Annotated in this window: 17 protein-coding genes and 1 tRNA gene; 13 read left to right on the top strand and 5 right to left on the bottom strand. The window is 68.1% G+C overall.

Going from position 1 to position 22,129, the window contains the following annotated elements; genetic code table 11:
* Nucleotides 1-9: 9 nt before the first annotated feature.
* From WC815_17685 to WC815_17665, 5 genes are all read left to right on the top strand, one after another.
* The gene (locus WC815_17685; protein ID MFA5910615.1) at nt 10-567 is read left to right on the top strand and encodes a hypothetical protein; all 558 of its coding nucleotides are present in this window, start codon (nt 10-12) and stop codon (nt 565-567) included.
* Nucleotides 564-1,166: an SCO family protein gene (locus WC815_17680; GenBank protein ID MFA5910614.1), complete on the top strand. Its 603-nt coding sequence runs from the start codon at nt 564-566 to the stop codon at nt 1,164-1,166. Before WC815_17685 ends, WC815_17680 begins: the two co-directional genes overlap by 4 nt.
* A 45-nt stretch (nt 1,167-1,211) precedes the next feature.
* The gene (locus WC815_17675) at nt 1,212-2,861 is read left to right on the top strand and encodes a hypothetical protein (GenBank protein ID MFA5910613.1); all 1,650 of its coding nucleotides are present in this window, start codon (nt 1,212-1,214) and stop codon (nt 2,859-2,861) included.
* Nucleotides 2,840-3,817, top strand: a complete 978-nt coding sequence (locus WC815_17670) for a hypothetical protein (GenBank protein ID MFA5910612.1) — start codon at nt 2,840-2,842, stop codon at nt 3,815-3,817. The genes WC815_17675 and WC815_17670 overlap by 22 nt, the downstream gene beginning before the upstream one ends.
* Before the next feature lie 277 nt (nt 3,818-4,094).
* Nucleotides 4,095-9,293, top strand: coding sequence for an HYR domain-containing protein (locus WC815_17665; GenBank protein MFA5910611.1), 5,199 nt, complete (start codon nt 4,095-4,097; stop codon nt 9,291-9,293).
* A gap of 79 nt (nt 9,294-9,372) precedes the next feature.
* Here WC815_17665 and WC815_17660 read toward each other — a convergent pair whose 3' ends face one another.
* From WC815_17660 to WC815_17645, 4 genes are all read right to left on the bottom strand, one after another.
* Nucleotides 9,373-10,053 carry a sigma-70 family RNA polymerase sigma factor gene (locus WC815_17660; GenBank protein MFA5910610.1) on the bottom strand — a complete coding sequence of 227 codons (681 nt, stop codon included), beginning with the start codon at nt 10,051-10,053 and terminating at the stop codon, nt 9,373-9,375.
* Nucleotides 10,054-10,214: 161 nt separating this feature from the next.
* Nucleotides 10,215-12,770, bottom strand: coding sequence for an ATP-binding protein (locus WC815_17655; GenBank protein ID MFA5910609.1), 2,556 nt, complete (start codon nt 12,768-12,770; stop codon nt 10,215-10,217).
* 11 nt (nt 12,771-12,781) lie between these two features.
* Nucleotides 12,782-13,312, bottom strand: coding sequence for a hypothetical protein (locus WC815_17650; GenBank protein MFA5910608.1), 531 nt, complete (start codon nt 13,310-13,312; stop codon nt 12,782-12,784).
* 12 nt (nt 13,313-13,324) lie between these two features.
* Complete coding sequence (locus WC815_17645) at nt 13,325-14,482, bottom strand: hypothetical protein (GenBank protein MFA5910607.1); 1,158 nt, start codon at nt 14,480-14,482, stop codon at nt 13,325-13,327.
* Between the two features lie 201 nt (nt 14,483-14,683).
* Here WC815_17645 and WC815_17640 point away from each other — a divergent pair, with 201 nt between their 5' ends.
* The 5 genes from WC815_17640 (at nt 14,684) to WC815_17620 (ending at nt 18,321) form a co-directional block, all read left to right on the top strand.
* On the top strand, nt 14,684-15,214 hold the full coding sequence (locus WC815_17640) for a hypothetical protein (protein MFA5910606.1): 531 nt from the start codon (nt 14,684-14,686) through the stop codon (nt 15,212-15,214).
* 91 nt (nt 15,215-15,305) lie between these two features.
* Nucleotides 15,306-15,767 (top strand): tRNA adenosine(34) deaminase TadA, encoded by a 462-nt coding sequence (gene tadA / locus WC815_17635; protein MFA5910605.1) that lies wholly within the window; start codon nt 15,306-15,308, stop codon nt 15,765-15,767.
* Complete coding sequence (locus tag WC815_17630; protein ID MFA5910604.1) at nt 15,764-16,675, top strand: hypothetical protein; 912 nt, start codon at nt 15,764-15,766, stop codon at nt 16,673-16,675. The genes tadA and WC815_17630 overlap by 4 nt, the downstream gene beginning before the upstream one ends.
* A 149-nt stretch (nt 16,676-16,824) precedes the next feature.
* Nucleotides 16,825-17,391 (top strand): hypothetical protein, encoded by a 567-nt coding sequence (locus WC815_17625; GenBank protein ID MFA5910603.1) that lies wholly within the window; start codon nt 16,825-16,827, stop codon nt 17,389-17,391.
* 30 nt (nt 17,392-17,421) lie between these two features.
* Nucleotides 17,422-18,321 carry a metallophosphoesterase gene (locus WC815_17620; protein MFA5910602.1) on the top strand — a complete coding sequence of 300 codons (900 nt, stop codon included), beginning with the start codon at nt 17,422-17,424 and terminating at the stop codon, nt 18,319-18,321.
* Here the strand turns inward: WC815_17620 and WC815_17615 are convergent.
* Nucleotides 18,318-20,108 carry an AI-2E family transporter gene (locus tag WC815_17615; GenBank protein MFA5910601.1) on the bottom strand — a complete coding sequence of 597 codons (1,791 nt, stop codon included), beginning with the start codon at nt 20,106-20,108 and terminating at the stop codon, nt 18,318-18,320. The genes WC815_17620 and WC815_17615 overlap by 4 nt on opposite strands.
* 98 nt (nt 20,109-20,206) lie before the next feature.
* On the opposite strand from WC815_17615, the gene WC815_17610 reads away from it, so the two are divergent.
* The 3 genes from WC815_17610 to WC815_17600 all read left to right on the top strand — a co-directional run bounded on the left by WC815_17610 (nt 20,207) and on the right by WC815_17600 (nt 22,115).
* Nucleotides 20,207-21,106 carry a YihY/virulence factor BrkB family protein gene (locus tag WC815_17610; GenBank protein ID MFA5910600.1) on the top strand — a complete coding sequence of 300 codons (900 nt, stop codon included), beginning with the start codon at nt 20,207-20,209 and terminating at the stop codon, nt 21,104-21,106.
* Nucleotides 21,107-21,110: 4 nt separating this feature from the next.
* The gene (locus tag WC815_17605; protein MFA5910599.1) at nt 21,111-21,824 is read left to right on the top strand and encodes a polysaccharide deacetylase family protein; all 714 of its coding nucleotides are present in this window, start codon (nt 21,111-21,113) and stop codon (nt 21,822-21,824) included.
* A gap of 202 nt (nt 21,825-22,026) precedes the next feature.
* Nucleotides 22,027-22,115 (top strand) — tRNA-Ser (locus tag WC815_17600).
* Nucleotides 22,116-22,129: the final 14 nt, after the last annotated feature.

The raw sequence follows: 22,129 nt of genomic DNA, 5'->3' as shown, positions 1-22,129 counted from the left end.
CTTATTCACATGTCTCGCACGGCACTGCCGTTCCTCTCGAAAGTCGCGGTTGTTTCCGGCCTGGTTGCGGCGCTCATGTGCGCCTCGGTTTGGGCCGGTTCCGCCCAGGAGCATCAGGGCGGAAGGCGGCCCGCCAGGCGATCGGGCCATACGGCCCCACCGGCCGAACGGGCGGGCCCGCTCCTGGTGGCCGACGGCGATGCCATCGCGCGCCGGTGGGGGATTCGGATCGATACCATGCGGGTGACCGCGGCGGGCTACATGCTTGACTTCCGTTACACGGTCGTCGACGCCCGCAAGGCGAAGCCGCTCTTCGAGCGCAAGACCAAGCCGGTGCTGCGCGACGAAGCGACGGGCGCGGAGATGGCCGTGCCGGTGCCGCCCAAAACGGGCGCGCTGCGCAACTCGAACACTCCGCACGCCGGTCGCAGCTACTTCATGTTCTTTGCGAATCCGGGGCGGTTCATCAAGCCGGGGCGCCTGGTGACGGTTACGATTGGCGCGTTCAGCGTCGGCGGCATCCGCGTGGAAAGCGGCTCGGTTCCAGGCGGCGGAGCGACGCCGTGAGGCCCGCCGCATTCGTCCTGGCGAGCGTCATCTTCGGGTGCGGCGCGATTCGGGCACAACAACCCGCCAGCCGCACCGGGCACGAGGGCCATTCGGCCCCGCCGGCCGCCGCCATGGCGCGGTTGATGACCCCCGCGCCGGTCATTGGCGACATCCCGTTGATCGATCGCGCCAATCGCGCGACCTCCTTGCGCGCGGCTGTTGACACCGACGACCCGGTCTTCCTCAACTTCATCTTCACGACCTGCACGACGGTCTGTCCGGTCATGAGCGCAGGCTTCGCGCAGTTGCATGACCAGCTCGGTGCGGACCGCGGCCGGGTGCGACTGGTGTCGATCTCGATCGATCCCGAGGTCGACACCGTGGTCACGCTGCGCGCCTATGCCGAGCGGTATCACGCCGGCGAGTCGTGGCGGTTCTTCACGGGCTCGCCGGACAGCATCACCGCCGCGCAGCGGGTATTCAGCGCCTATCGGGGCGACAAGACCAATCACGCGCCGGCGACATATTTCCGGCGCGGGCGGGCCGCGCCCTGGCAAGTGGTCAGCGGCCTGTCGAGTGCCGAGACGCTGCTGACGCTGGTCCGCGGCCCCTCCTGATCCATCCAGGTCCGGCAAGAGGGATCGAAGGTGATTGGAGTGTCCATGCGTGGCCCGGCATTCGACTGGCGGCGAGGTGGCGCGGTCGCGATCGGAGTGGCCTGGGCGATGCTGGCCCTGCCTGCCGCGCGGCAGTTGCCATCGACCGACGCCGGCGAGCGCTTCTATCGTGCCGGCCTGGACGCGGGAGGCGCCGCGGTGACAGCCGTGGTGCAGGGGGACATTCGCGTGCGCAGCAGCGAGATGCCCTGTGTCAATTGCCACCGCCGCAGCGGCTTTGGCACGTCGGAAGGACCCGTGACGACACCACCGGTGGTTGGGTCGGCGCTCTTCGCCCCCCTCACGCGGGGGAGCGCGCAAATGGGGACCGTGACCACTACAGGCCCGGGGACCAGGCCTGCTTACACCGCACAGAGCCTGCTGCGCGCGGTGCGCGACGGCGTGGATCCGGCGGGCCGCACCCTGTCGGCGACCATGCCCCGATACGCACTGAGTGGCGAGACCGGCGCGGCGCTGACGGCATACCTGGGATCGCTGGCGGCCGACCCGCCTGCGGGCGTCACCGCGGACACGGTGCACCTGGCCACCATCACGACCCCTGGAGTGAGTGCTGCCCGGCGCGCGTCGATGCTCGAAGTTCTCGAGACCTACGTTCGGCACAAGAATGCGAATACGCGCAACGAGACGGGCCGGCGCGAACGCGGCCCTTGGGACATGGCGCGCCATGTCGGCAAGTACCGCAACTGGGTGCTGCACGCGTGGACGTTGCAAGGGCCACCGGGCGCGTGGCCGGCGCAATTGTCCGATCTGTACCGAGAGCAGCCCGTGTTCGCCGTGGTCAGCGGCCTTGGGGACGAAGACTGGACGCCGGTGCATGAGTTTGCGGAACGGGTCAGGTTGCCGGTGATTCTGCCGCAGCTGACGTTGCCGCCGGCGGAGGCGTCGGGCGAGGGGTTCTACTCGCTGTACTTCTCGAAGGGGCTACGGCTCGAGGCGGAGCTTCTCGCGCACCAACTGCAGGGGAAGACGCCGGCGGCGCGCGTGCTGCAGGTGTCGCGCTGTGGAACCACCGGGCATTCCGCGGCGTTGGCCCTGCAGAAGCGTTCACCGTCCGTTGATTCCGCATGCGTCGATGCTGGCACGGCGTTCACGGGCGACTGGTGGGCGGGAACGCTCGCGGGCCGGCCTGACGTGGTCGTGCTGTGGCTCGGCCCCAAGGATCTGGGCGCGGTGGCCGATGGCGCGCTTCCAGGGGCCGTCGGCACGGTGTTCGTGTCGTCGACGCTGCTGGGTGAGGTCACCGGTGTGGTGCCCCCGTCGATCGCGGCGCGGACCCTCGTGCTTCACCCATTCGTGCTACCCGGCGAGTTCGATCGACATGCGTTCCGCGCGCTGGCTTGGATGAAAGCGAACGGCCTGGCGCCGGCGGACCGCGGGGTGGCGACCAACGCGCTGTTTGCGGCGTCCCTGGTCAACGACGCGCTGTCACATCCGCGCGCGACGGAGTCGCGCGAGTACTTTATCGAGCGCATCGAGCACATGGCGGCGCGGTCGCCGCATCGTTCGACGTATCCCACGATTGCGTTTGGTCCTCAGCGCCGGTTCGCCTCCGCCGGCGGCTACGTGCTCAAGGCACCGCCGGCATCCGGCGGGCACTTTGGAAAGGTCACAGAATGGTTCGTCCCCTCGCCCTAACCGGCCGCCGGCGGCGCGTCGCCCTGGCGGCAGTGCTGACCGGAATCCTGCTTGGCGGACCACGATCCACCGCTCAGGCGCCAGCGGCAGATCCGGCCCGCCTGCTCAACATGTTGCTCGACCGCGCGGCGACGACCGCGTCGGGAACGTACGCGGTAACCACGTCCGCGGTCACGCTCGAGAGTTCCGCGCTGCCGATTGTCGTGCAGGCCGATGTGATGCGCGGCGCCGAGCAGACGATCCGCACCGCAATCGTCCTGGGCGGCACGATGGCGCAGCCGTACGTGGCGGGCGTGCGCGTGCTGGCGCCGGCCACGGCGCCGGGGACGCCGCCCAGGGTCGCAGGTGATGCCATTGGTACGGGGCCGGCCGGGGCGATGCGGCTGGTCCGTGAGTTCACCTTGCCGCCGGGACAGTACGAGGTCCATGCGGCGGTGGGGCAGGCGGGGGGTGGCGGCGCCATTGTCACCCTGCACAAGTTCCAGCTGAGTGTTCCCGACATCTGGCGGGGACCGCTGGCGGTGACGCCCGTCGTGCTGGGCGATGCCGTCGCCGCGGTGCCGCGGGCATCCGGCACGCGGCCGTTCGAGTTCGAGCCGACGGCGCTGACGCCGGCGGCGAGCGATCGATTCGCGCAAAGCGGGAGCGTGCACGCGGCATTCAGAATCTACAACTGGACGCCGGACGACAGTGTCAAGCCCGACGTCGCGGTGGAATACGTGTTCTACCAGCGGAGCGAACGAGGCCCGCGATTCTTCAACAAGATGAAGCCGCAGCGGTTGCATGCCGACACGGTGGGGGCCGCGTTCGCTCCGGCGGACGGGGCGGTCACGGCCGGCATGACCGTGCCGCTCATGTCGTTTCCGTTTGGTGAGTTCGAGTTGATTGTGCGTGTCACCGACAACCGCAACAAGCAGTCGGCCGAGCGGCGAGTCGAATTCTCAGTAGTGCCGTAATCGTCCGGAGGGCCGGCTCGGCCAAATGCCTAGGGGACCTGCAAATGTGTGCGCGCACCTGTACCGCCTTGCCGGCCGCTCCACCCTAGTCTGCTGAGAGGACACTCCCGCGCACGGCTGGCTCACCCCTCGGGCCGGTGGGCGGGGGGCGTCGCGCCGACGTCGCGTGCCGTCGGTTGGGTTTGTTGTGTGTTCCGCAAAATCGGCGGTCTTCCCAATGATAAAAATCGCGCGTCAACGAGCGTCAATTAGGGCCAAGCAGCTGTCGCGGGGCGCGGTGGCCGCGCTGTGTGTCTACGCGCTCTCGGCGGCCATTGGTCTTGGCGGCCAGGTCGTGGGTCCTCCGGCCCCGGTGCTGTTCGAGCCAGCTCTCCCCAACGATATGGGCCAACCGGATCCGAAAGACATCGAGCGCGCGGACTTCAACCGCGACGGCTGGCCAGACGTTGCGGTCCTCACGGGCGGCGAAGGGCGACAGCTCCAGTTCCTCGACAGTACCGCCGCGGGGGCGTTGCTCAAGGATGCCCCCACAATGGGCGTGCCGTTCGGGTCCGGGTTCGCCAGCGGCCACTTCAACAACGATGGTCTGCTCGATCTGGCGGTAACACAGATCGCCATGACAACCGCGGACTCCAACCCGCTTTGCGCCGGCCCCGGCCCCATTCCCGGCACCTTGATCTATCTCGGGACCACGGCGGCGTCGCGATTTACGTTCCACAGCTGCTTGCCTGGTGTCGGGCGGACGACGGCGCTCCGGGATGTCGTGACGGGTGACTTCAACGGCGACACGTTCGTGGACCTGGCGGTCGTCGGCGACCCTGGTTACCGCGCCTTGAAGTTCTACCCGGGCTTTGGCGACGGCACCTTCGGGCCTCCCGTGCAGGCGGTCAACGGCACTGGCGTCGCCTATAGCGCGAGCAATCCGGCGCCTGATGTGTTCGGCCCCATGACAGTGCGCGACGTCGATCGCGACGGCGACCTGGACGTCGTCGTGCGCGCCGCCACCGGTGTCGGCACGTTTCTCAATTTCAACGGGTTGGGCCAGTTCCGGTACTTCAGCACGCACGTGCCGACCGGTGGCGGGGCAATCCTCGCGTTTGCCGTGGGTGACATGAACGGCGACGGGGTCACCGACATTGCCGGCGCCACGGGCACCAGTGTCTTCGCGGCAACCGGGGCAGGCGCGGTGGGCGTCAACCCGACCTATACCCTCAGCGGCACCGCGGCGATGCCGGCGGGCGCGGTCTACAGCCAGCTCGCCGATTTCAACAAGGACGGCGCCCTGGACTTCGCCGTGGTCCGTGACGGCTTGACCGCTCCGGACGATGTCTACGTGTTCGCCGGTACTGGCAACGGCACGTTCGCCGCGACGCCCACCATCGCGTCGATCGGCCTGGTCAGCCCTGCGGCCAACCCGCGGCAGGCCGTCGCCGGCGACTGGAATCGTGACAACTGGCTGGACCTGGCGGTCACGAACAGCGTCCCGGATGACCCGCAGGTATGGGCACTGCTGCAAGTGCCGGGCGTGGCCGACGAGATCCCGCCAACCGTGGCCATCACGTCGCCAACTGCCGGGGGGCCACCTTTGACGGGTGTGGCGCCATTGACGGCCGACGCCAGCGACGGCGCCGGGGCCGTGGCCCGGGTCGAGTTTCACTACACGACCGTTGGTCCGTCTCCGGTCACGAGATTGATTGGGGAAGATGCGGACGCGCCGTATCAAGTGGCGTGGAACACCGTGCCGGTTCCGAACGACGGCTACACCCTGACGGCGAAGGCATTCGATACAGCGGGCAATTCCGCCACTTCGCCCGGTGTGGCCGTGACCATCGCCAATCCGGATACGACGCCGCCGGTGGTGAGCCTCACCGCGTCCACCGACCAGAGCTGGCTGGCCATACCGACGCCCGGGCAAGTGGGCCTGAGCGCGACGGCGACCGATCTCAACGTTGTGACCAACGTCGACTTCTACGCGCAGCCGCAGGGCGGCGCGTGGACGCTGATTGGCAGCGATTCGACGCCGCCGTTCAGCGGCACCTGGAATACCGGTGAAGACGCCAATGGGAACGGCGTCCAGGATCCCGGTGAGGACGTCAACGGCAACGGACAGCTGGACGTCGTCATCGCGCCGGCCGGCACTTACCAACTCGTGGCCCACGCGTACGATGCGGCGAACAACGTCGGCGTGTCGCCGCCCGTGATGGTTAACGTCAACCGGCGGCCCCGGGCGGATGCGGGCCCCGATCGAACGTTGCTGCCTGTCGAAGGCAATGTGACGTTGACGGGCACGGGCACCGACCCGGATGTTGACGACCCGCTGTCGTACCAGTGGTTCGAGGGTGGCGTGGCGTTTGGTCCGCCTGCCCCGACGGCCACGTTGTCGGTAATCCTGCCTGAGGGCGCGTGGGGGCTGTTGCTGCGTGTCACCGACAGCTACGGCGCGGTGGGCGAGGATCTCGTGCTCATCACGATCGACCCGCCGCCTGATACCACGCCACCGGTCATCGCCATCGTCCAGCCCGGGACGCCGACCAGTCAGCGAAGCGGTTCGGCCGCGTTCACCACGGATGATGCGACGACGGTGACGTGCGCGCTTGACGGCGGCCCGGCTGGCGCGTGCACGAGCCCGTATTTTTGGACGAATCTCGTTGATGGCTCCCACCTGCTGACGGTGACCGGGGTCGATGCGGTCGGCAACAGCGGCAACGCGTCGGTGTCGTGGGTCGTTGACGGCACTGCGCCGGTGGTCACGGTGCCGGCAAGCTTGAGCCTGGCGGCGACCAGTGCGGCGGGCGCGGTGGCGGCCTTCAGCGCGTCGGCGCTCGACGCGATTGACGGCGCGATCGCGCTCGTCAGCTGCACGCCGCTGTCGGGCAGTACGTTTGTGATTGGCACGACCGCTGTGACCTGCACGGCAGCCGATGCCGCGGGCAATACCGGCAGCGCCAGCTTCACGGTGACGGTGAGTGACACGGTGGCCCCGGTGGTCACGGTGCCGGCGAACCTCAATGTGGCGGCGACCAGCCCCGCGGGCGCAGTGGCCGACTTCAGCGCCACGGCGACGGACGCCATTGACGGTGCCCTCGCACTGGTCAGCTGCGCGCCGGCGTCCGGCAGCACGTTTGCGATCGGCACGACGACGGTGACGTGCTCGGCGACGGATGCGCACGGCAACATCGGTAGCGCCAGCTTCACGGTGACGGTGAGCGACACCGTGGCGCCGGTGGTCACGGTGCCGGCGAACCTCAATGTGGCGGCGACCAGCCCCGCGGGCGCGGTGGCGGACTTCACCGCCACGGCGGTGGATGCGATCGACGGTGCCCTTGCGCTCGTGAGCTGCGCGCCGGCGTCCGGCAGCACGTTTGCGATCGGCACGACCTCGGTGACGTGCTCCGCGACGGATGCCCACGGCAACATCGGCAGCGCCAGCTTCACGGTGACGGTGAGCGATACCGTGGCGCCGGTGGTCACGGTGCCGGCGAACCTGACCCTGGCGGCGACGAGCGGCGCGGGCGCGGTGGCGGACTTCATCGCCACGGCGGCGGACGCCATTGACGGTCCGATCGCGCTGGTGAGCTGCGCGCCGGCCTCCGGCAGCACCTTTGCGATCGGGACGACCTCGGTGACGTGCTCCGCGACGGATGCCCACGGCAACATCGGCAGCGCCAGCTTCACGGTGACGGTGAGCGACACCGTGGCCCCGGTCGTCACGGTGCCGGCCAACCTCAACGTGGCGGCGACCAGCCCCGCGGGCGCGGTCGTGGACTTCACCGCCACGGCGGTGGACGCGATTGACGGTCCGATCGCGCTGGTGAGCTGCGCGCCGGCGTCCGGCAGCACCTTTGCGGTCGGCACGACGACGGTGACGTGCTCGGCGACGGATGCGCACAGCAACACCGGCAGCGCCAGCTTCACGGTGACGGTGAGCGACACCGTGGCCCCGGTCGTCACGGTGCCGGCCAACCTCAACGTGGCGGCGACCAGCCCCGCGGGCGCGGTGGCGGACTTCACCGCCACGGCGGTGGATGCGATCGATGGTCCGATCGCGCTGGTGAGCTGCACCCCCGCCTCCGGCAGCACCTTTGCGATCGGGACGACGACGGTGACGTGCTCGGCGACGGATGCCCACGGCAACATCGGCAGCGCGAGTTTCACGGTGACGGTGAGCGACACGGTGGCCCCGGTCGTCACGGTGCCGGCAAACCTGACCCTGGCGGCGACCAGCCCCGCGGGCGCGGTGGCGGACTTCACCGCCACGGCGGCGGACGCCATTGACGGTCCGATCGCGCTGGTGAGCTGCGCGCCGGCGTCCGGCAGCACCTTTGCGATCGGGACGACGACGGTGACGTGCTCGGCGACCGACGCCCACGGCAACATCGGCAGCGCGAGTTTCACGGTGACGGTCAGTGATACGGCCGCCCCGGTGCTGACGCTCCCGGCCAACATGTCGATCACGGCGACGAGCGCGGCTGGCGCCATCGCCACCTTCAGCGCGACCGCGTTGGATGCCATCGACGGCTTGGTGCTGGTGGTCTGCACACCCGCCTCTGGTTCGACCTTCTCGTTCGGCACGACGCCGGTGTCGTGCGCCGCAAGCGACGCGGCGGGCAACGATGCCACGGACACCTTCACCGTGACGGTGAGGGACACCGCTCCACCGGTCCTGACGCTGCCGGCGAACTTGTCCGTCCTCGCCGCCGGTCCCGACGGCGCCATCGTCGCCTTCACCGCAACCGCGCTGGACGCGGTTGACGGTGCGGTGCCGGTCACCTGCGCCCCGGCCTCGGGCTCGACCTTCTCGATCGGCACGACGCCGGTGTCGTGCACGGCAAGTGACGCCGCGGGCAACACTGCGACGGACGGCTTCACCGTGACGGTCACCACCACGATGGTGCGCCCGACCATCCTGGATCCGCAGCCGCCGGAGGAGATTCCGGTCCAGGAACTCTTCCTGTATCAATCCGCCGCCGGCGGGTCATTGCCAATGGTGTGGTCGCTCGAAAGCGCGCCGGAAGGCATGACCATCGATCCGGGCACGGGACTCGTATCGTGGACGCCGGACGTGGCGCAACTTGGCCGGCACAACTTCGCCGTGCGGGTCACCAACGCCGCAGGGACCGACCGGCACGCCTATTCGGTCCGGGTCCTGGATCAACAGGCGCCCACGGCACCGCTGGTCACGGCGACGTTCGAGGATGATTCCGGGCGCGGCAAGAAGGACCGGGACCGGGTGACGCTGGCGTGGACGCCCGCCACGGACAACGTCCGCGTGGCGTACTACCGGGTCTACGAGTATGAGACTTACGGCAACGGCAAGAAGGCCCGGTGGCACGAGGTTGACGACAAGGTGCGCGGCCTCACCAAGACGATGCGCGACCTGAAGGCGGGGACTCACGGGTTCGCGGTGACGGCCGTGGATCAATCAGGCAACGAGTCGCCCAGGAGCCAGACCGTGGTCGTGACGATCCCGCGATGAGGGAGTGAGACACATGGCGCATCCCGAATGACGGGATGCGCCACTTGCCGGTCGTGACCGGTTCTATTGTGGGAAGGGCTTAACGGGCGTCGGCTTCGTTCAGGATCCGTTCGAGCTTCCGCAATCCCCGCGCCCTGAGGAACGACACCGACCCGGGGGCGACGCCCAGGCGTTGCGCCACCTTCTGATACGGCAGCGGCGGCTCCTCGAAGAACAGCAGTTCGATGACGGCGCGGTACCGCTGGGGAAGCTGCGCCACGGCGTGCCGGACAAGCCGGCCGCGCTCCGCGTCCTGGAACTCCGTGGACGGCTGTGTCACGACGACCACCTCCGGGTCGGCCCCGTCGTCTTCCCGCGTGGCACGGATGATGTGGCGGCGTTTCCAGTGGTAAGCCCTCCGGGTCGCCACGGTCGAGATCCAGGCACGCAGGCTCTCGTGATTACGCAAGCGGGGCAGCTCCAGGAACAGGTCGATGCAGACCATCTGGAACACGTCGGCGGCCTCGTGCGCGGGCGCCCCATACTTGCGCGGAAACGACCAGATCAGGTTCTTGTACCGTGCAATGAGCAGGTCCCAGGCGCGCTGGTTGCCGTCGAGGCAGGCCTGGACGAGCCGCGCGTCGCTCCACTCGGCCGACGGCGGGGTCAGGGCGACCAGCGGCAGGGGAGGGACGGCCCGCGGTAGCTCAGGTGGCGGGACGAAGCAAACGGGACTAATGACTGCGAGGCCTGCGAAGGGGGCAGACGCGACGCGTGGCATTGAGGACCTCCAGGAAAAGCGAAAAGCAAATGCGTTGCTCGCGAATGCTGGAGGTTAGAGCTGTCGAGGTGGGCTATCAACCGCAGAAAGAGGCTGCCGGGTTCTCGAATCAACAACTTACGGGCTTTTGTCGGGCCCAGGCGCCGTCTCTTATTTCAGGCTTAAGTCCGGGTCGTCGTCGCTACCAGGGGCCGAAAAATCGAGGCGAGCGTTTCCAGGCGGATCGGCTTGGACAGGTAGCGATCCATGCCGGCGCGGAGGCACCGTGCTTCCTCCCCGAGCGTCACATTCGCGGTCAGCGCGATGATCAGCGGACGCTTGCCCGATGACTGAGCCCGGATGCGCCTGGCCGCTTCGAGACCATCGAGGCCGGGCATTTGCACATCCATCAGGATGACGTCGTACGGGTGTGCGAGTGCGCGTTCAACCGCTTCGCCGCCTCCGGCGACTTCGTCCGCGGTCAGGCCGAGTTCGTTGAGCATGAGCTGCATCACCCGCCGGTTAGGTTCATTGTCTTCGGCCAGCAGGATGGCGAGCGAGGCTGCGGGGAAGGGTGTAATCCCGGTCGGCGGCCGCACGGGCATGGCCCCGCCGCGAATGTCGTGGATCGCCGAGACGAGCGCCTCGTGCAGCCGGCTCGCGCTGATGGGCTTGCGCACCCGGTAGTCATGCGCGGTTCCCGCGTCTACCTCGGCTCGCGGACGCGCGACGACGACACACGGCACCCTCTCCATGCTCCACGCCGACAGGCACTGCCGCGCCAGTGCACAGCACTGCTCGCCATCGGCATCCACGATCACGGCGTCGATCCCGTGCGGCGGTTTGGTTGCGGGCGAATGAGGACCCAGGACGCCGGCGACCTCGACTCCCCAGCTCGCCAACAGCGCCCGCACCTGCTGCCCGATGATGCCGGGGCCGGTTGCCAGCAGGACCCTTGTTCCTGGCAATGATCCCTGGAAGGCGTCGGGCGAGGTGCCGGGCGCCGGAGCGGCCCGGAAGTCGAACTGGAAGGTGGTGCCTTTACCCTCGAGGCTCGTGACGTTCAGGGATCCGCCGAGCAGTTCGCTCAGCCGCTTCGAGATGGCCAGGCCGAGCCCGGTCCCGCCGTGCTGGCGCGTAATCTGGCTGAAGCGCTGGAAGAGCTTCGCGTGCAGGTGCTCCGGAATGCCAGGGCCGGTGTCTCGCACGCTGATGCTGATCGCCCGCGACCCTTTGGCCAATTGTCTCGCGCTCGCCTGCACCACCACTTCGCCGGCCTCGGTGAACTTCACCGCGTTCGACAGGAGGTTGAGCAGCACCTGCCGGACGCGGTCTTCGTCGGCCCTCACCGCCGCCGTCGCGCTCTCGTCGATCAGGTATCCGATCTCCAGGCCCTTCCGGGCCGCCGCCTGGGCGACCGGGTCGATTGCATCCTCGATGCAATCGCGAATACGGAAGTCCACCGGCGACAGATCCATGAGCCCGCGCTCGATCCGCGAGTAGTCCAGCACATCGCTGACCAGCCCCAGCAGCGCGGTCGCGCTGCTGCGCAGCATGTGCACGAGGTCGCGCTGCGAGGCGGGCGAGGGCGAGTTCTGGAGCAGGTGGGCAATTCCGGTCACGCCGGTCAGGGGCGTGCGAAGCTCGTGGCTCATGGTCGTCAGGAAGTCGCTTTCCGCGCGCGCGGAGACCTCGGCCACTTCCTTGGCGGCGCGCAGTTCCTGTTCGGATCGGTAGCGCGCGGTAAGGTCCGAAATGTGGATGGTCCAGATGCGCGCGTTGTCCGCGGTGTGCGACACCGCGGCGATCTCGACCGGGAACTCGGTGCCGCCGGCGCGCACGCCGTAGGTCTCGAACCGCGCCACCGTGCGCCGGCTCACGAACGGCCGCGCCAGGACCGCCGCCAGTTCGCCGCGCCGGCTCGGCGGGAGCACCACCGTCTCCAGATGGAGGCCCAGGGCGTCGTGGCGGCTGAAGCCGAACACGCGCTCGGCGGCGTCGTTGACCTCCATGATGCGGCCGGCGGCGTCGGTGCTGATGATGGGATCGGGGACGGCCTGCAGGATGCTGCCCTTGTGAGCCTCGCTGTGCAGCCGCGACTCGAGGGCGGCGCGGCGGTTGACGAGATAGAGGCCGACCGCGGCCCCAAGCAGCGCGCTCGACACCAGGATGATCACGCGGATCACCGACGCCCGCGCCCGCGCCTTGGCGGCCAGCACCTGCGCCTCGGCATCGGATGCGAAGCTGGCCTTCAGCCCGCCGATGGCCTGGCGCACGTCGTTGAAGCGCGCCAGCCCTTCCTGCTCGTCGAGCGCCACGCCCTCGCCGTAACTCCCTTCCAGGATCAGGCCGATCACCTCGTCGCGGACCACCAGGTAGCGCATCCAGGCGCTGTCGACGGTGGCGACGACCTGCAGGACAGGCGGCTGGTCACCGAGCCTGGCGCGGTCGTTCAGCAACGCGCGGACGCGGGCATCGGCGGCCCGCGACTGCTCGGCGTAGTCCAACTGGCGGTTGGCGTCGGAGGTATGAAGGGCGTAGAGCAGGATGCGGCGGACCTCCTGCATCTGGAACTGGAGGTCGTTGATCAGGTTGAGGCCACTCGACAGCCGGTCGTGCAGGTGGCTGGCATCATCGGCGGACTGGCGGAGATCGCGCGCGACGATGACGCCGAAGGCGAGCACCGTGATGGCGACCCCGGCCAGCAGGCCGAGCTCCTGGTGCCGAATGCGCGACATCAGGTTGCGCATTATTCGACCGGCGGCGGGCGGCTGGCGCCCGCGCCGCGCAGGCGTAACGGATACCGGAGATCGGAGGGCGCCAGGCCCTCGATCCGGAGGACCTTGGTCGAGTTGTTGTTCACCTGGTCGGACGGGGCGTAGCCGATCGAGCCGGGCGCGTTGAAGATGAACCGCAGCATCGCCGCGGTGTCGCGGATGGTCCGCGGTCCCAGGCCGATGGCTCCACGAAATGTCTGGAGCAGGATGTGCCGATCGTACTCCGCCTCGGAAATGCCGCAGATCCGCCGGATGACTTCAGCCCGCCCCGGCTGACCCTTTTCGCCGAGCACCACCGTGATCTTGCGGCCGTGTGGCCAGTTCTGGGTTTCCATCATGAAAATGCGCCGCAGGTCGGAGATCGACAGGTTGTTCACGGGATTGGACAGGTGCACGACCAGCGCGATGGCGCCGGTGGGAGGCTCCGGCCGCTGGGCCGGCGGCGGTCCCGCCTGTGGGATCACCGCCAGCAAGACGAGGGCGGCGAGGAGGGGTTTGATCACCACAATGGTCCGCTAGAAGACGAACACCAGTTGGACGCCGAGGCCATTGACGTCGTGCCGGGCGCCGCGCCTGGCGCGTTCGTACTGCGCTTTCAGGCCCACCCATTCCGACGGATCGACGCGCAGCCCGACGACGTGCGCGGCAGACGATTCGGTGGCGCCAATCACCGGCGTCGCCGCGTCCACGTCGAGGCGATCGTACCGGTAATAAGGCCGCCAATTCCCCCACGCCTTCGAGGCCTGCACGTAGCCGCCGTCGTTGCGATGCCCGGTGCCGCCGGCGCGGTGGTGCAACACCAGCCATTCCGCGAGCACCTCGACCGAAGCCGTCCGGTAGGTGGCGTAGGTCGCGAAGATGCGGTGCGCGACCTCCTGGAGGGAGGCGTCGGTAATGGTGTCCCGGTAAAAGGAGGCGCCGGCCTCCAGCCCGCGCCAGCGGTCCGGCCGGTACGACAGCGCGACGTTGGTGGACTTCTCGGGGTTGGGGTCGTGCTGCGCCGCGGGGTCGGCCCCATAGTCCTCGTCCCACCGGCGGCCGTTCCCGACCTCGACCAGGTAATTCAGTGAGGATTTCGACTTGGGCACGAGGCCGCGAACGGTGACGCCGACTTCGTGGACCGGGAGCACGCCGCCCTCGTCCTCAAAGGCGAAGACCCGCGGCCGGCCGATCGGGGTCTCGAAGAACGAGCCGTGATGGAAGGCGGTGTTATAGAAGCCGATGCCGGTGTGATACCGGCCGGCCGACACGATCAGGTAATCGTTGTGGCGATAGGTGAGCTGGAGCCGTTCGAGGTCGGTGATGACCTGCGTGTTGATACTGCCCTCCAGCACGATCTCGGTGAGCACGCTGAAGCGATCGCTGAGCGTGGAGGTCACGAAGAAATCGAGCTGGCCGAGCGAGAACGCATTCGCCTTGGCCGGCTCGTCGGTGCGGCCCCAATGCACGGAACCGAAGGCGCGTACGACGAGGCTGCTGAGCGCGGCGGGCGCCGGGTCCTGGTCCTGATCCTGATCCTGATCCTGATCCTGTTGGGGGGGCGCCTCAAACGTCTGGGCCGAGAGGCGAGCCGGCGCGGCCAGGGCGAGTGCAAGGGTCAGCCACACCGCCACGCGGCAGGCCCGCGGTGGGGGGGGGACGAACGACGCCGTGGCAGCCGCGGCGATGTGCATAGGGTATTGGGATCGCAATGGTGAAGGGGCCGGCCGCGCCCGTCAAGAGTCCATCGCCCTGCGGGTTTTTCCCGCGGGCCCCGGGATTCTTCCCCCACGCTCGCGGGCGGATCCGCGGAAATCGGCCTGTTTTCTTGCGTCCGGTCGCGGCACGCGTCTCGCTTATGAGTCCCCCAAAGCGGAGGGCTTATGCACTCAAGATTGCTCGCATTCATCGGACTCGCCGGGTTGTTGATGGCATCGCCGGTCGTTCTGGCCGCCGACGCCGGTTGTTGCGGAGAGAAGGCAGCGTGTTGCGAGAAGGCGGCAGACCACGCCGGTTGCGACATGCCGTGTTGCGCGAACCAGTTGGCCAAGACCGAGGCCAATGCCGTGGACATCTTCTTTGCCATGCAGCAACCGGCAGCGGCGCCAGTGGCGGCCACGCCGGCCCGGCAGGCGACCGTCGTATGGTTCATGCAGGCGACCAAGGTGGGAGACCAGATCCTGCAGGGGCGGTATGTGATCGAGCACGACAACGACCGCATGGCGCGCGGCGAACCCTGCACGCACATCTACGCCTACAACGACCTGAAGAACCCGGTGGTGGCGTTCCACTGCACGCACCTCGAGCGCGAGGCGAGCACGGACAACACCGTGTTGCTCCACAGCACGGGTGATGGCTACAAGAAGTTCGTGGAGTTCCAGTTCGCCGGCGAGACCGCCGCGCACGGCTTCCCGACGGTGCGGTAGTTCTTCCGCTGTCGCAAGAGGCAGGGAGATTAGGAGAATGGTTTTCGAATAGTTTTCTCCTGATCTCCTGATCTCTTGTTTAATTGAGCGCATGGACCATGCTGGCTTCATGCGCCTCGCGCTCGACCAGGCTGCGGTCGCGCGAGACCTCAACGAAGTCCCGATCGGCGCCGTCGTCGTTCTTGACGGCGCGGTGGCCGGCGCCGGCTACAACCAACCCATTACCTCCACCGACCCCACGGCCCATGCCGAGGTCGTCGCGCTGCGCGCGGCGGCGGCCCGCGTCGGCAACTATCGCCTGACGGGCGCCACCCTTTACGTGACGGTCGAGCCGTGCCTGATGTGCGTGGGCGCCATGGTCCACGCGCGCGTCGGCACCGTGGTCTACGGGGCCACCGAGCCCAAGTCCGGTGCCATCGTATCGATGATCAGCGCCCACCAACTGGCGGGCCTCAATCACCGGCTCGAGGCGGTCGGCGGCGTGCTCGAGGTTGAGTGCCGCGAGATGATCCAGGAATTCTTCAAGGCGCGACGGGGTCAGACACCCGCTTGATCGCGCGCCTGCGTGTTGCCCTGCTTCTGATCGCCTCCGCCGCGGCGAACGCCGCCGCGCAGGCGCCGCCGGCGTTGGTGATCCTGGCGCCGCCGGACCTCGCCGCCGCCCGCAGCCGGCTGGAGTCGTTCGATCGGCTCCCGCTGGCCGGCATCGTTCGCACGGTCGGCCTTGATGACGCGGGCCCGCCCATCCAGGTGGTGCTCGCCGGCGAAGACAGCGAGGCGGCGCGCGAGGCCACCGCGTGGACGGCCGGCTACGCCCTCAGCAACGCCGGGCTCATCGTCTTGTTTCCGTCGCGGTCGCCGGTGTATCCGCACGACACGCTCGAGGATGTGCTGCGCCACGAAGTTGCGCACGTCCTGATCGGCCGCGCCGCCGGCGGGCGGCCGGTGCCGCGCTGGTTCCACGAAGGGCTGGCGGTCGCGGTCGAGCGCCCGTGGGGACTCGAGGATCGATCGCGACTCGCGTGGGAGTTGCTCGCGGGCCCGCGACTCACCGTGCGCGAGATCGACGGCCTGTTCAACGGCGGCCAGACCGCGCAGTCGCGCGCCTACTCGCTGTCTGCCGCCGTGGTCCGCGACATCATTCGCGAGCACGGCGGCGCCGCGCCCGCGGGCATCCTCCGCCTGGTCGGCGACGACGTGCCGTTCAACGACGCCGTGGTGAGCATCGCCGGGCGGCCGCTTGGGGCGATTGAGGATGGGTTCTGGGATCGCCAGCGCGTGTGGACGGTGTGGGTGCCGCTCTTCACGTCGGGCGATGCGTTCTGGCTGCTGATGATCGGCGTGGCGGCCCTGGCGGTGTGGCGCCGCCGCCGGCACGGCGCGGCGATCAGGCGGCGGTGGGAACAGGAAGAGCGCGAAGCGGCTGAGCGGGACAGCGTGCCTCCGGACGGGTCCGCCTGAACCCTTCATCGTAATTGTCCACCTCGAGCTCGTCCGTAGAGGGCTCAACGGCGCGAGTTCTGCATTGAGAACTCCCGGTCAAAGGCTCACGCATGAGTTCCGCGGCCAAGGGGGTTCATATGTCGCACACGTGGCGGCGTCCAGTGAGTGTGATCGCGATGACGCTGGTCATGGGCGGGCTGGCGGTCCTGCCGGTGGCCGCGGGGCGTCAAGCACAGCAACCATCGAATGCCGACGCCCAGGCAATCGCGGACTTCATGACGCGCGTGAACGCGTATGTCGCCATCCACCTGGTGGCCGAGCGAGCCGCGCCGAAGCTGCCGGAGGAAGCGACGCCGAAGCAAATCGACCAGACGCAGCGCTCCATGGCCGCGCAAATTCTCGCCGCCAGAGCGGGCGCCAAGCGTGGCGACATCTTCACGCCGGAGATGACCGCGTTCGTCCAGCGTCTCATGGCCCGCGTGTTTTCAGGACCGGAAGGCTGGCAGCTCCGCAGTTCGATCATGGATGACAACGTCAAGTTCATACCCTTGACGGCCAACCAGCGTTATCCGGATGGGGTGCCGCTCACGAGCATGCCGCCGGACGTGCTCAGGGCCCTGCCGGAGCTCCCCGAGGAGATGGAGTATCGCTTCATCGGCACCCAGCTCATCCTGTTCGACCAGCATGCCCACATCATCCCGGACTTCGTCCCGGATGCGTTGCCTCGGAAGTGACCCATGAAGACCTGCCGACTCCTTGCATCGTTGTCTGTTGTTCTTCTGCTGGCGGCGTGCACGACGGGTGTCGCGGGGCCGTCCGGCCCGGCGACGGTCGTGTCGCCACTGACCAAGGCGGAGCCGCCCATGCCGCTGCCAAATCGGGAGGGGTCCCTCAAGTTCGCGGTGTTCGGCGATTCCGGCACCGGCTTGCAGGCGCAGTACGAGCTCGCCTCACAAATGGCGAAGACTCACGAGACGTTTCCGTTCGAGCTGGTGTTGATGGCCGGCGACAACCTGATTGGGCCGGAACGGCCACAAGACTATCTGGAGAAGTTCGAGAAGCCGTACAGACTGCTGCTCGACGCCCACGTGTTGTTCTTCGCGGCGCTCGGCAATCATGACGACCGCAACCAGCGCTTCTACAAGCAATTCAACATGGAAGGCAAGAAGTACTACTCGTTCAAGGCGCCGAAGCAGCACGTCCGGTTCTTCGTGCTCGAGACCACGTATCCGGACCCCACCCAGATTGCGTGGATCGAGAAAGAGCTGAAGGAGGCAGGTGACGACTGGAAGGTCATGGTCGTTCATCATCCGCTGTACTCCTCCGGCGGACGGCACGGCTCCGATGTGCAGCTGCGCAAGGCCCTCGAGCCGCTGTTTGTCCAGTACAGCGTCAGCGTGGTGTTCGCTGGTCACGATCATTTCTATGAGCGGATCAAGCCCCAGATGGGCATCGCGCATTTCGTCCTCGGCTCGGGCGGGAGGCTCGCTTCGGGCGACATCGACGCGCGGTCGCCGCTGACGGCCAGGGGATTCGACACGGACCAGTCCTTCCTGGTCGGGGAGGTCTTCGAGGATCAGATGCACTTCAACGCCGTGTCCAGGACCGGCCGCACCGTTGATTCGGGAGTGATCCTGCGGCGGCAGCCGCCGGCGTCCCACTAGGCAGGAGGCGGGATCCGCGGAATCTCGACGAGTCCGCCGAGGTAGTCGCGGGTCTCCGCCAGCGTCGACGACACCAGCGTCGCGCCGGCCTCGCGCAGCAACTGCGAGCTCTCGTCGGCCAGCAGCGGCGGGCTCCAGCGTCCCACCAGGATGCGCACGTCGGGCAGGGCCGCGTGGAGCCGCTTGACCAGGTAGCGTGTCTTGGACGAAGGGCTGGGTGGCAGATCGGCGATGCAGACGACGGAGACCCCTTGTTCTCGAGCCAGCGACACCAGTTCCGAGGCCAGCACGCGCGTCTTGGTCATCTCGATGACGATCGGTAAATCGGCCAGCACGTGGCCGAGCATCACCAGCGCCAGTTCGTCGGCCACGCCGTTGGCCGCATAGCCCAGCACGCGCAGCGGCTCGCGGGGCCCGCGCAGTGCTGTTGCTTCGATCGGTGCGGATGGCTCCGGCCGCAGGCGCCGCATCGACTCGGCCGCGTCCGCCAGCAGTTCTCGCGTCGCCTCGATGACCGCCGTTTCTTCCTCCTCCGACAGCCGGCGCTCCAGGCGGTCGCGCTCGGCGTAGTTGAGCGCGGGCAGCAGCAAGGCGTCGTAGACGGAGCCCCATGGCTCGGCCTTGATGTGCCGATCGATGAGGTCGGCGGCCTCACCCGGATCGCGGGCCAGCAGGCGCTGGTAGTAGCTGAACTCCGGGGCCAGCGCCGGCGTGTCGGCCATCAGGGTCCCGACGGATTCAAGGCCAGGCACATGCTTGCCGAGGACGACAACGATCACGGTCAGCGGTGTCGCCATCAGCAGGCCGAGCGGCCCCCACAGCCACGTCCAGAAGGCCACCGAGATGAGCAGCGCCACCTGCGAGACGCCGGCGGCCCCCGCATACAGCACGGTTTCGACCACCAGGTTCGTGAACAGTTCGAGCACGATGAACATGCCCAACACGGAGAGCGGACCGGTCCAGCCCGGGAGGGCGGCCAGGCTGACCAGGGTCGGCGCCCCGGCGCCGAGCACAGGACCGACGTACGGGATGTAGCGGAGTGCCGCACCCAGCACGCCCCACACCAGCGGGTAGGGCACGCCGAGGAAGTAGAGGCCGAGCCCGGCAATGACACCGTAGACCAGGCTGGCCAGCGACTGCATCAGCAGTTGCCGGCTGACGCGGCTTCCGGCCTCATCAAACGCCTTGGTCGTGACTGTCAGGCGGCCCTGGCCGAACAGGCCGATCAGCCGGTCGCGCAGATCGCGGCGTTCGAGCAGCATGAAGATCACGAGCACCACCACGAGTCCGGCGGTTCCCAACGGGCCGACGACCGGACCGAGCCAGGCGAAGCCAGGGAACATCAGCCGCTCGGCGGCGACCTCGACTTGCTGCAGGGCCCTGCCCCGGGGCGCGTCGGATTTCCCGAGGTCGGTCTTGATGTCCTCGATCGTCTCCTGCAGCTTTTCAACCGTGCCGCCCTTACCGGCGCCGCGCACGTCGGCGATCTTCGCCAGGATGTTGACGCGGTAGCCGGGCAGCTCCTGGGCCAGGTTCTCCATCTGTTGCGCGAGGCCCCAGCCGGCGAGACCAAGAAGGACGAACACCAGTGTCACCACCGTGAGCACGGCCGGGACGCGGCCCAGCCAACGCTCGAGCCAGGTGACTGGAGGCGCCAGGACGAATGAGATCAGGATGGCCAGCGCGATCGGCACGAGCACCGTCTGCGCCCAGTAGAGGACGACAATGACGAGCACGCCGACGGCGAACGTCAACCACGGCTTCAGGCTGTTCTGCGTTTCATCCACGGTGCGCCACCACAGCGAGTGTAGTGTGCATGGCCCAGGCGCCGGCGTTCAGAATTGGACAGTCAGGGTTACAGTGGTTTGGCGGCAGCGTGGGAAGCATGTCGAGCAGCGTAACGGCGTTTCTGCGAATGTTCGGGTCCGCCGGCAGGGCGTGGTGGGACGATGACGCGCCGCGCCTCGGCGCATCTTTGGCCTATTACACGTTGTTTGCGATCGCGCCGATCCTGCTCGTGGCCACCGCCGTTGCGGGCATGGCGTTCGGCGCGGAGGCGGTCCGCGGCGAGATTGTCGGCCAGCTCGACCAGCTGGTCGGACGCGAGGGCGCGCTGGCCGTGCAGAGTCTGCTCGAAGGCGCCAGCCAGCGGCGCGCGGGCATCGTCGCGACCGTGCTTGGCGGCATCGCCTTCGTGGTCGCCGCCACCGGCGCGTTCCTCGAGTTGCAGGTGGCGCTGAACACGATCTGGCGGGTGAAGCCGAATCCGGGCGTCCACTTCAAGGCGTTCCTGATGGACCGGGTGCGCTCGTTCGGCCTGGTCGTGGCGATCGGCTTCCTGCTGCTGGTGTCGCTCGCGGTGACGGCGGCGTTGGCCGCGCTCAACGCGTGGCTCTCCAGTCTCTCGCCCGACCTGCCGGTGGTGTGGAGCACCATCAGCATGCTGGTGTCGCTGGTGGTGACCACCGGGCTGTTCGCCCTCCTGTTTCGCTTCCTGCCGGACGTGAAGCTGCGCTGGCGCGATGTCACCACCGGCGCGCTGGTGACGGCCGTGTTGTTCACGATCGGCCAGCAGGTCATCGGCCTGTATCTCGGGCAGGGCAGCATGGCGTCGAGTTTCGGCGCCGCGGGTTCGATGATGATCCTGCTGCTATGGGTCTACTACTCGTGCCAGATTCTCCTGTTCGGCGCCGAGTTCACCCGCGTCTACTCCACGCGGCATGGTGCCGGGCCCCAGCCGGAATCGTTTGCGGTCAAGGATCCGGCCGCGGTCAAGGTGACCTGAAACCATGTTCGCATTCATTGCGATCGCCGCGGCGGTGCTGGCGCTGGCTCACATGGCCCCGTTTCCGTTTGTCCTCGAAGCCTTCAGTCCGTCCCGCTCGTTGTGGCACGTGGACAGCCGGCCGGGTGAGGGTCCGTCCCTGTACCTGACCTTTGACGATGGGCCGAATGCGGAGTGGACGCCGCCGCTGCTGGACGCGCTGCGCGACACCAATGCCAGGGCGACGTTCTTCCTGATCGACGATCACATCACTCCTGCGACCGAGGCGCTGGTCCGGCGGATTGCCGATGAGGGACATGCGATTGGCCTGCACAGCGGCACGCGGCGGCTGATGCTCGAGCCGCCGGATGATCTGGCGCGGCTGCTGGGGAACGCTGCCGCCCGGATTGCCGCGATCACCGGGCGCGAGCCGTGCCGGCTGTTCCGGCCGCATGCCGGCTGGCGCGGCGGCCAGATGTACGCGGGCCTCGATCGCGCCGGCTACCGCCTGACCGGGTGGAGCTGGGGGATGTGGGACTTCGACTGGTGGCGCCGCCGGCAGGGCGACCGCGTTGCGGCGCGGCTGGCGCGGAAGGCGTCGGACGGGGACATCGTGGTGATTCACGATGGCCATCACAAGGACCCGCGGGTGGATCGCCGTCACGCGGCCGAAGCGGTCCGCCGGCTGGTGCCGGAGCTTCGCGGGCGCGGCTTCGAGTTCAGGCCGCTCTGCGAGTAGCGCGAATGCCGCGTCCGGCTTCCGCCTTCGCGCGAAGCGCTTCGGCGAGACTCACCGTAGCCTCGGCGAAGGTGGTTAGCCGGTCCGGGCGCTTTAGCCGATGTGGTGTCCGGCTTCAGCCGGACCAGCAGAAGGGGATGACCTGCCGGGGGCAGTCCTGTATAATCGGTGATTCCGGCGACAGTCGCGGTCCCACCCTAGCGGAGAGGTACCGAAGTGGTCGTAACGGGCGCGCCTCGAAAGCGTGTTGTCCGAAAGGGCACGTGGGTTCGAATCCCACCCTCTCCGCCACAAATAAATACTTC

Source organism: Vicinamibacterales bacterium, from assembly GCA_041659285.1.
Lineage (GTDB): Bacteria > Acidobacteriota > Vicinamibacteria > Vicinamibacterales > UBA2999 > 12-FULL-67-14b.
The sequence above is the reverse complement of the archived record's forward strand: the minus strand, read 5'-3'. Positions and strand labels throughout refer to the sequence as shown.

What these genes read in the sequence shown, in the direction of transcription:
- WC815_17645 (MFA5910607.1), bottom strand. Translation starts at nt 14,482, where the DNA reads ATGCACATCGCCGCGGCTGCCACGGCGTCGTTCGTCCCCCCCCCACCG.
- WC815_17675 (MFA5910613.1), top strand. Translation starts at nt 1,212, where the DNA reads ATGCGTGGCCCGGCATTCGACTGGCGGCGAGGTGGCGCGGTCGCGATC.
- WC815_17685 (MFA5910615.1), top strand. Translation starts at nt 10, where the DNA reads ATGTCTCGCACGGCACTGCCGTTCCTCTCGAAAGTCGCGGTTGTTTCC.
- WC815_17655 (MFA5910609.1), bottom strand. Translation starts at nt 12,770, where the DNA reads ATGTCGCGCATTCGGCACCAGGAGCTCGGCCTGCTGGCCGGGGTCGCC.
- WC815_17660 (MFA5910610.1), bottom strand. Translation starts at nt 10,053, where the DNA reads ATGCCACGCGTCGCGTCTGCCCCCTTCGCAGGCCTCGCAGTCATTAGT.
- WC815_17610 (MFA5910600.1), top strand. Translation starts at nt 20,207, where the DNA reads ATGTCGAGCAGCGTAACGGCGTTTCTGCGAATGTTCGGGTCCGCCGGC.
- WC815_17605 (MFA5910599.1), top strand. Translation starts at nt 21,111, where the DNA reads ATGTTCGCATTCATTGCGATCGCCGCGGCGGTGCTGGCGCTGGCTCAC.
- tadA (MFA5910605.1), top strand. Translation starts at nt 15,306, where the DNA reads ATGGACCATGCTGGCTTCATGCGCCTCGCGCTCGACCAGGCTGCGGTC.
- WC815_17670 (MFA5910612.1), top strand. Translation starts at nt 2,840, where the DNA reads ATGGTTCGTCCCCTCGCCCTAACCGGCCGCCGGCGGCGCGTCGCCCTG.